This is a genomic window from Brevibacillus thermoruber 423 (genome assembly GCF_000454065.1).
In the GTDB taxonomy this organism is placed as follows: Bacteria; Bacillota; Bacilli; order Brevibacillales; family Brevibacillaceae; genus Brevibacillus; species Brevibacillus thermoruber.
On the sequence record NZ_KE695657.1, the window covers coordinates 1255 to 2668 of the forward strand.

At 56.4% G+C, this 1414-nt stretch carries 1 rRNA gene (cut by a window edge); it reads right to left on the bottom strand.

Features of this window, described 5'->3' with window-relative positions:
- Window positions 1-1414 (bottom strand): 23S ribosomal RNA (locus M516_RS25805); its annotated part reaches 1248 nt to the left of the window's first position; the annotation flags it as partial.

A 1414-nucleotide genomic window follows, 5' to 3' on the forward strand; every position in this document is an offset into this window, starting at 1 on the left:
CGGGCCCACCCGACGAAAGCTGACGCTCGCGTCGGGCGGGGGCCCTGACCCTACCGGGGCGCCCCTTCTCCCGAAGTTACGGGGCCATTTTGCCGAGTTCCTTAGCAAGAGTTCTCCCGCGCACCTTAGGATTCTCTCCTCGCCTACCTGTGTCGGTTTGCGGTACGGGCACCTCATTCCTCGCTAGACGCTTTTCTTGGCAGTGTGAAATCAGGGACTTCGGTACTTATATTTCCCTCGCCATCACAGCTTGCCCTTGGCGGTGTGCGGATTTGCCTACACACCAGGCTTGCTGCTTGGACGGCCATCCAATAGGCCGCTCGCCCTATCCTCCTGCGTCACGCCATTGCTCAAGCGGAATGGAGGTGGTACAGGAATATCAACCTGTTGTCCATCGCCTACGCCTTTCGGCCTCAGCTTAGGTCCCGACTAACCCTGGGAGGACGAGCCTTCCCCAGGAACCCTTAGGCTTTCGGTGGACAAGATTCTCACTTGTCTTTTCGCTACTTACACCGGCATTCTCACTTCCAAGCGCTCCACCGCTCCTTCCGGTACGGCTTCGCCGCTGCTTGGAACGCTCCCCTACCCAGTCCGTAGGACTGCCATAGCTTCGGTGGTACGTTTAGCCCCGTTACATTTTCCGCGCAGAGTCACTCGACCAGTGAGCTATTACGCACTCTTTAAATGGTGGCTGCTTCTAAGCCAACATCCTGGTTGTCTGGGCAACTCCACATCGTTTCCCACTTAACGTACACTTGGGGACCTTAGCTGATGGTCTGGGCTGTTTCCCTTTTGACGATGGATCTTAGCACTCATCGTCTGACTCCCGGACATAAGTCGTTGGCATTCGGAGTTTGACTGAGTTCGGTAACCCGATGAGGGCCCCTAGCCCAATCAGTGCTCTACCTCCAAGACTCTCACTGGACCCACCGGACACAAGCTTGCGCTCGCGTCCAGTGGGGTCCCATCCGAGGCTAGCCCTAAAGCTATTTCGGGGAGAACCAGCTATCTCCGAGTTCGATTGGAATTTCACCGCTAGCCACACCTCATCCCCGCACTTTTCAACGTGCGTGGGTTCGGGCCTCCAGTAGGTGTTACCCTACCTTCACCCTGGACATGGCTAGATCACACGGTTTCGGGTCTACGGCAACGTACTTTCGCCCTGTTCAGACTCGCTTTCGCTGCGGCTCCGTCTCTTCGACTTAACCTCGCACGCTACCGTAACTCGCCGGTTCATTCTACAAAAGGCACGCCGTCACCCATGTAACGGGCTCCGACTATTTGTAAGCACACGGTTTCAGGTACTATTTCACTCCCCTCCCGGGGTGCTTTTCACCTTTCCCTCACGGTACTGGTTCGCTATCGGTCGCTAGGGAGTATTTAGCCTTAGCAGATGGTCCTGCCAGATTCACAC